The sequence below is a fragment of the Streptomyces colwelliae genome, assembly GCF_048158785.1.
Taxonomy (GTDB): domain Bacteria; phylum Actinomycetota; class Actinomycetes; order Streptomycetales; family Streptomycetaceae; genus Streptomyces.
Genome location: NZ_JBLTJC010000899.1, coordinates 1 through 591 on the forward strand (window position 1 = coordinate 1; position 591 = coordinate 591).

1 pseudogene is annotated in these 591 nt (G+C 74.1%); it reads left to right on the forward strand.

Going from position 1 to position 591, the window contains the following annotated elements:
• Positions 1–402 precede the first annotated feature (402 nt).
• A pseudogene (locus tag ACNFOC_RS55065) lies at positions 403–591 on the forward strand (hypothetical protein); the annotation flags it as partial.

The window sequence follows — 591 nt, forward strand, 5'->3', positions numbered from 1 at the left end:
TAGGGTGCGGCCGGGGGAGGTTCTCCGGGGGGTGCCGGTGGGTTCGGTTCCCTTCGGGGTGACGCGGCGGGTGCTGGTGCGCCGGGTGACCGCCCGACCGTAGCCATTGGCGATAGTGCCTCGTCGGCTTCGACGCCGGGAGGTGATGGCGCGGATCGGTACGGCGAGCCTCCGGTGATCACGCCCTTTGCCCCGGCCGCCCCCGACGCGGATCCGCATGACGAGCCTCCGGTGTTCAGGCCTTTGGGCCCCGCCGCTCCCGGTGACGGCACTTCGTCGGCTTCGACGCCGGGAGGTGATGGCGCGGATCGGTACGGCGAGCCTCCGGTGATCACGCCTGTGGCGCCGACCGCTCCCGGCGCGGACCCGAGCGTTGGCCCTCCGGTGATCACGCCCTTTCCCGTGACCGCTCCCCGCGTGGACCCGCATGACGAGGCTCCGCTGTTCACACCCGTGGCCCCCGCAGTCCCCGACGACAAGGTCCCACCCGCGCCGCCCCGGCAGGGCCCGCACGCGGACACACAGCCCGACCTCTCGCCGGCCGACCCTCAGCGGCCCGCCGGTGCGGAGCTTCGGCCCGCGTATCCGCAG